This is a genomic window from Mycobacterium sp. TH-M82 (assembly GCF_057473605.1).
The window spans coordinates 1-6,613 of sequence record NZ_JBYCKY010000830.1 but is presented as its reverse complement, the minus strand read 5'-3'; the positions used below and the strand labels follow the sequence as shown (position 1 = coordinate 6,613).

Sequence of the window (6,613 nt, the reverse complement as noted above, 5' to 3'; positions counted from 1 at the left end):
GGCGGCATCGCTTCGCCATTGCTCAAGTCGGCAGCCACCTGCCAGAACGTCACCACCGGATACCAGCGCATCGACGCGGTGCGATCCGGTCCGGGCGGCTCGGTCAGCCAGTCCGGCCGGGACAGCAGCAGATCGGGCGACCACCACACCACCGGGTCGGAGGCGTGCTGCAGGAACAGCACCCGGGGACCCTGCCACGGCGGCGCCGCGATCCTGGCGACCTCATCCGGATCGGTGCCCTGGGCGAACCGCACCGTACGCCCGTTGTCGTAGCGCGGCAGCACTTCGGTGCTGCCCGGGTCACGCCGTACGACCAACGCGTGCCACAGATTACTGGCATTCGGCGGCCCCACCCACAGCACCGCGTCGAATCCCATCTTCGCAATGTCCGGGAGCCAGCCGAAGGCGGCCTGGCCGGCCAGTGCCCCCAGACTCTCGCCATAGAGCACCAACTTGGGGCGATGACCCGTCGACAGTTGCTGCCAGCGGTGGTGGATGGTGTCGATCAGCATCCGGCCGGAATCCGTCGATTTCTGCCGGTCGGCTAAGAACGAGATCCAGCTCGGCAGGTAGGAATACTGCACCCCGACCAACGCGGTGTCGCCGTTGTAGACCATTTCCAATGCTCTGGCGGCCACCGGGTTGATCCAGCCGGTGCCGGTGGTCGGGATGATCACCAGCACCAGGCGGTCGAAGGCTTTGGTGCGGTCCAGTTCTTCGACCAGCAGCTCCATCCGGGCGCGGTCGTCCGGGGCGCTGTGCAGGCCGGCGTACACCCGGATGGGCTCCTTGGCGGGCCGGCCGTTGACCCGCGCCAGTTCTTCGGCGCGCGGCCCGCCGGCGACAAAGCTGCGGCCCTGGAAGCCGAGGGTATCCCACGGCACCAAAGATGCTGTGCTGCCTGATCTTTCCGGTTGCACCGGTTGTTCTACCCCGGCCTTGGTTGCGGTGTTCCGCGGCTCGGACAACGCATTGGCGCCGACGAAGAAGCCGCGGACGAGCACGCCGTTGATCAGGGTGATCAGCAGCACGACGACGACGGCGCTGCCGATGAACAACGCGACCTCGTCGTGCAGATGCCAGCGCCGGATCAGCCTCCTGGCCAACAGCTTGACCGCATCGATCACCATCCGGGCCGCCGACACCAGCAGGGCGGCGACTCCGGCCGCGATGAGCAGGGTGCGCAGATATGCCGGCGTCGTCGGGCCTTCGATACCCATCAGCGCAAAGACCTGGCGTTGCCAGCCGGCGGCCGGGATCAGCATCAGCAGGCAGGCCGCCGGGGCGGCCACCACCACTACCGCCTTCAGCGCGAACAGCATTCGGGGTGGTGGCGGCCACCAACCGGCGTTGCGCAGCACCGCCCGGTGGACGACTTTGCCGAGCAGTACACCCAGGCCGTACCCGAAGGCGGCGCTGCCGCCACCGATGAGGCCCTGGAACAGCCAGTCGCGCGGCAGCAGCGACGGCGTCAGCGACAGGCAGAAGAACAGCGCGCCGAACGCCACCCCGATGAACTGCAGTCGCAGCAGCCCCCACGCCCACACCAGCAGCGGGTGATGCTCGCCGGTGCGGGCCGGGCTCATCCGAACAATCCTGGCAACACACTCTCGTAGGCGTTGCGTAATTCCTGCAGCGACACGCTGAACAAGCCCTGCACGTCCACGGCGCCTGAGCCCTGGTCTGCGACCCCGATGCGGACGGCGGGCAGTCCGCGTGCTTCGCACAGCGCCTGGAATCGGCTCTCCTCAGTGCGCGGCACCGCCACCAACACCCGGCCGGCAGATTCGGAGAAGAGAAAGGTGAACGGACCTGTGCTTGTTTCAAAGCCTTCGGGAAGCACTATGCGGCAACCGCTTTCGCCAGCAAGTGCCGATTCGACGAGCGCTTGGGCCAGGCCGCCCTCGGACAGATCATGCGCCGCGGAGACCAGGCCGTCACGCGACGCCGCGCACAGCACGTCGGCCAGCAGCTTCTCCCGGGCTAGGTCGACCTCCGGCGGCCGGCCACCCAGGTGGTCCGCGGTCACCTGTGCCCAGACCGAGCCGTCGAACTCGTCGCGGGTGTCGCCGAGCAGCATCAGCGTCTCCCCCGGCTCGGCGCCCATGGCGGTCGGGAGACGGCGGCTGACATCGTCGAGCACGCCGAGCACACCGACGACGGGGGTGGGGTGGATCGGCGTCGAACCGGTCTGGTTGTAGAAGCTGACGTTGCCTCCGGTGACCGGGATCCCCAGGGCCGCACAGCCGTCGGCGAGCCCGCGCACCGCCTCGGCGAACTGCCACATCACGCCGGGGTCCTCCGGGGAGCCGAAGTTGAGGCAGTTGGTGACGGCCACCGGGGTGGCGCCGGTGACGGCGACGTTGCGGTACGCCTCGGCCAGCGCGAGCTGGGCGCCGGTGTAGGGATCCAGGACGGTGTAGCGGCCTGACGCGTCGGTGGAGATGGCGATGCCACGCCCGGTGGTCTCGTCGACACGCAGCACCCCGCCGTCGGCGTGTTCGGCCAGCACGGTGTTGCCGCGGACGTAGCGGTCGTACTGTTCGGTGATGAACGCGCGGCTGCACAGGTGTGGACTGCTCAGCAGCGCAAGCAAAGTCGCCCGCAGCTCCTCGCCGGTGACCGGACGCGGGAGCTTGGCCGAGGTGTCGGCGTTCAGCGCATCCTGGGCCTCCGGGCGGGCGAGCGGGCGCTGATAAACCGGCCCCTGGTGCGCGACCGTGCGGGGCGGCACGTCGACGACGGTCTCACCGTGCCAGGCGATCTGCAGCCGGTCGCCGTCGGTGACCTCCCCGATCACCGTGGCCGGCACGTCCCATCTGCGGCACACCGCCAGGAACTTCTCGACGTTCTCCGGGGTGACCACCGCGCACATCCGCTCCTGCGACTCGCTGGAGAGCACCTCGGCCGGGGTCATGTCTGCGGCGCGCAGCGGTACCTTGTCCAACTGGATGCTCATTCCGCCGTCACCGGCCGACGCCAATTCCGATGTGGCGCAGGATAGCCCGGCACCACCGAGATCCTGGATGCCGACCACCAGCCCGGCTGCATACAACTCCAGGCAGCATTCGATGAGCACTTTCTCGGTGAAGGGGTCACCGACCTGCACCGACGGCAGTTTCTTGCGGCCGGCGGCCGCGCCCTCGTCGCCGCCGAAGGTCTCCGACGCCAGCACCGACACCCCACCGATGCCGTCCAGGCCGGTGCGCGCGCCGAACAGGACGATCTTGTTGCCGGCGCCGGACGCGAACGCCAACTGCAGGTCTTCTTTTTTCAGCACGCCGACACACAGCGCGTTGACCAACGGGTTGCCGGCGTAGCAGGCGTCGAAGACCGTTTCGCCGCCGATGTTGGGCAGCCCCAGCGAGTTTCCGTAGCCGCCGATGCCGCGCACCACCCCGTCGAGCACCCGGCGGGTGTCGTCGGCGTCGGCGGCGCCGAACCGCAGCTGGTCCATCACCGCGACCGGGCGTGCACCCATCGCCATGATGTCGCGCACGATCCCACCGACACCGGTGGCCGCGCCTTGGTACGGCTCGACGTAGGACGGGTGGTTGTGCGACTCCACCTTGAAGGTCACCGCCCAGCCGTCACCGATGTCGACCACCCCGGCGTTCTCGCCGATACCGGCCAGCATCACCGAACGCATCTCGTCGGTGGTGGTCTCGCCGAAGTAGCGCAGGTGCACCTTGGAGGACTTGTAGGAGCAGTGTTCGCTCCACATCACCGAATACATCGCCAGCTCGGAGTCGGTGGGGCGGCGCCCCAGGATGTCGCGGATCCGCTGGTACTCGTCGTCTTTGAGACCCAGCTCGGCGAACGGTTGGGGTTGATCGGGGGTGGCCGCCGCGTGCTCGACGGTGTCAATCACCACGGACACAGTCTATTGCCTGCGATTTCGGAGTGATAATCGTCGCTGGGCGCAAGAAATCACGCCGAAATCGGTTAGACAGGCGCCAGGAATGCGCCCAGTGCCGCCGCGTACGAGGCGACGTCGGCCGCGCCCATCAGTTCGCGCGCCGAATGCATAGCCAGCTGCGCCGCACCCACGTCGACGGTGGGAATGCCGGCGCGGGCCGCGCTCATCGGGCCGATCGTCGAACCGCAGGGCAGGTCGGCACGATGTTCGTAACGCTGCAGCGGTACCTCCGCCTGCTCGCAGGCCAGCGCGAACGCCGCGGCGGTACGTCCGTCGGTGGCGTAGCGCAGGTTGGGCTGCACCTTGAGCACCGGGCCGGCGTTGACCGCGATCGGGTGCCCGGGATCGTGGCGGTCTGGGTAGTTCGGGTGGGTGGCGTGCGCCATGTCCGCCGAGGCCAGCATCGATCCCGCCAGCCTGCGCAGGAAGTCCTCCCGGTTCCCGCCGCCGGCCAGGGTGACCCGTTCCAGCGTGGTGGGCAGCAGCTCGGAGGCCGCGCCGTGATCCGAGGTCGAGCCGACCTCCTCGTGGTCGAAGAGCGCCAGCACCGGCAGGTGCCGCCCCGGCTCGGCGGCCAGCAGCGCCTCCAGCCCCGCATAGCAACTGGCCTGGTCGTCCAGCCGGGATGCACTGACGAACTCCCTGCCGACACCGGTCAACGCCGCGGGCGCGAGGTCGTGGGTCATCAGGTCGAAGCCCAGCAGGCGACCCGGCTCGACGCCGGCCCGCTCGGCGACATACCCCAGAAAAGAGCGTGGCGCGTCACCGGCGCCGAACACCGCGTTGAGGTGGCGCTGCGGGTCCAGGGCCAGCGATCCGCGGTCCTCGGCCAGATGGATGGCCAGCTGCGGCACCCGCAGGACCGGTTCGTCGACCCGCACCAGCCGGTGCACGACCCCGGTGCTGTCGGTGTCGTCGCGCACCGACAGCCGCCCACTGACACCCAGGTCGCGATCCAGCCAGGAGTTCAGCCAGGCGCCCCCGTAGGGCTGCAGCGCAACCACTCGCCAGCCCGCGACGTCGCGGTCGGGGCGTTGTTTGACCCGCAGGTTGGGGCTGTCGGTGTGCGCACCGATGATGCGAAACGCTCCACCAGCGCGCCCGGTGCTGTTCCACGCCACCAGCGAGCCGGCCCGCACGGTGAAGAAGCGGCCCTCGCCCGGCCACGCGTCGGCTTCGGCGACTTCGCGGTACCCGGCGGTGCGCAACCGGTGCGCGACCGTCGCGCAGACGTGAAATGGCGAGGGTGAGGCGTCGATGAACTCGCACAACCCCGCCGCTGTGGCCGCCATTCGCCCAGTCTTTCTCATCGCCGGGCCGCCCCGGACGCTAGGGTTACAGACTGTGCGAACCGTTGCGTCCCAGCCTGTGCTGGCTCCCCTGACCTGCGCCGCCATCTTCCTGGTGGCCACCATCGACGACGGCGGTGAGGCGACGGTGCACGATGCGCTGCCGGAGCTGACCGGGCTGGCGCCCGCTATCGGCTTCCGCGATCCGGCCAAGCGGCTGTCGCTGGTCACCTCGATCGGCTCGGCCGCCTGGGACCGGCTGTTCGCCGGGCCCCGGCCGGCCGAGTTGCACCCATTCGTCGCGCTGGACGGCCCGCGTCACACCGCGCCCGCCACACCCGGCGACCTGCTGTTCCACATCCGCGCCGAGACGCACGACGTCTGCTTCGAGCTGGCCAGGCGCATTCTGCGGGCCCTGGACGGCGCGGTCACCGTCGTCGACGAAGTGCACGGCTTCCGGTACTTCGACAACCGCGACCTGCTCGGCTTCGTCGACGGCACCGAGAACCCGGATGGCTCCGACGCGGCGAAGGCAGCCCAGATCGGCAGTGAAGACCCGGACTTCGTGGGCTCGTCTTATGTGCATGTACAGAAATACGTGCACGACATGGCGGGCTGGGAAGCCCTGTCGGTCACCGAGCAGGAGCGGGTGATCGGACGTACGAAACTCGACGACATCGAATTGAGCGATGCCGAAAAGCCGGCCAACTCCCACGTGGCGCTCAACGTGATCGAAGACGACGACGGCAACGAACTGGACATCGTGCGGGCCAACATGCCGTTCGGCACGGTGGGGACCGGCCAGTCCGGCACCTACTACATCGGGTATTCGCGGGCGCCGGCGGTCACCGAGCGGATGCTGCGCAACATGTTTCTGGGTGACCCGCCCGGCAACACCGACCGCATCCTGGACTTCTCCACAGCACTCACCGGAGGCCTGTTCTTCACCCCGACTGTCGATTTCCTCGACGATCCACCGCCGCTGCCCGGTCCGAAGCCCTCCACCCCGGCCAGCGGCTCACTGACGATCGGCAGCCTGAAAGGAACCGCCCGATGAACAACCTCTACCGCGAACTCGCCCCGATCACCGACGTCGCGTGGGCCGAAATCGAACATGAGGCCACCCGGACGTTCAAACGCCACATCGCCGGCCGGCTGGTGGTCGACGTCAGCGACGCGGGTGGACCGCGGGCGGCCGCGGTCGGCACCGGCCGGCTGACCGATGTGACCGCCCCCGCCGACGGCGTCATCGCGCACCTGCGGGCCAGCAAACCCCTGGTACGACTGCGGGTTCCGTTCACACTGTCGCGGACCGAGATCGACGACGTAGAACGCGGTTCGCAGGACGCCGACTGGGATCCGGTCAAAGACGCGGCGAAGAAGCTGGCGTTCGCCGAGGATCGGG

At 68.9% G+C, this 6,613-nt stretch carries 5 protein-coding genes; 2 read left to right on the top strand and 3 right to left on the bottom strand.

Features of this window, described 5'->3' with window-relative positions; all coding sequences use genetic code 11:
- The 3 genes from AC2VON_RS24200 to AC2VON_RS24190 all read right to left on the bottom strand — a co-directional run.
- A partial coding sequence (locus AC2VON_RS24200) for an alpha/beta hydrolase (protein ID WP_486955107.1) occupies positions 1 to 1,586 on the bottom strand: 1,586 nt, incomplete at its 3' end.
- Positions 1,583 to 3,871: a phosphoribosylformylglycinamidine synthase subunit PurL gene (gene purL / locus AC2VON_RS24195; protein ID WP_486955108.1), complete on the bottom strand. Its 2,289-nt coding sequence runs from the start codon at positions 3,869 to 3,871 to the stop codon at positions 1,583 to 1,585. The genes purL and AC2VON_RS24200, both read right to left, overlap by 4 nt.
- A 74-nt stretch (positions 3,872 to 3,945) precedes the next feature.
- Entirely contained in the window at positions 3,946 to 5,211 is a 1,266-nt protein-coding gene (locus AC2VON_RS24190) for a M18 family aminopeptidase (RefSeq protein WP_486955106.1), read from the bottom strand.
- 52 nt (positions 5,212 to 5,263) lie between these two features.
- Here AC2VON_RS24190 and AC2VON_RS24185 point away from each other — a divergent pair, with 52 nt between their 5' ends.
- A complete protein-coding gene (locus AC2VON_RS24185; protein ID WP_486955105.1) occupies positions 5,264 to 6,265 on the top strand; it encodes a Dyp-type peroxidase in 1,002 nt (333 codons plus the stop codon).
- A partial coding sequence (locus AC2VON_RS24180) for a family 1 encapsulin nanocompartment shell protein (RefSeq protein WP_486955104.1) occupies positions 6,262 to 6,613 on the top strand: 352 nt, incomplete at its 3' end. The genes AC2VON_RS24185 and AC2VON_RS24180, both read left to right, overlap by 4 nt.

What these genes read in the sequence shown, in the direction of transcription:
- AC2VON_RS24190 (WP_486955106.1), bottom strand. Translation starts at nt 5,211, where the DNA reads ATGGCGGCCACAGCGGCGGGGTTGTGCGAGTTCATCGACGCCTCACCC.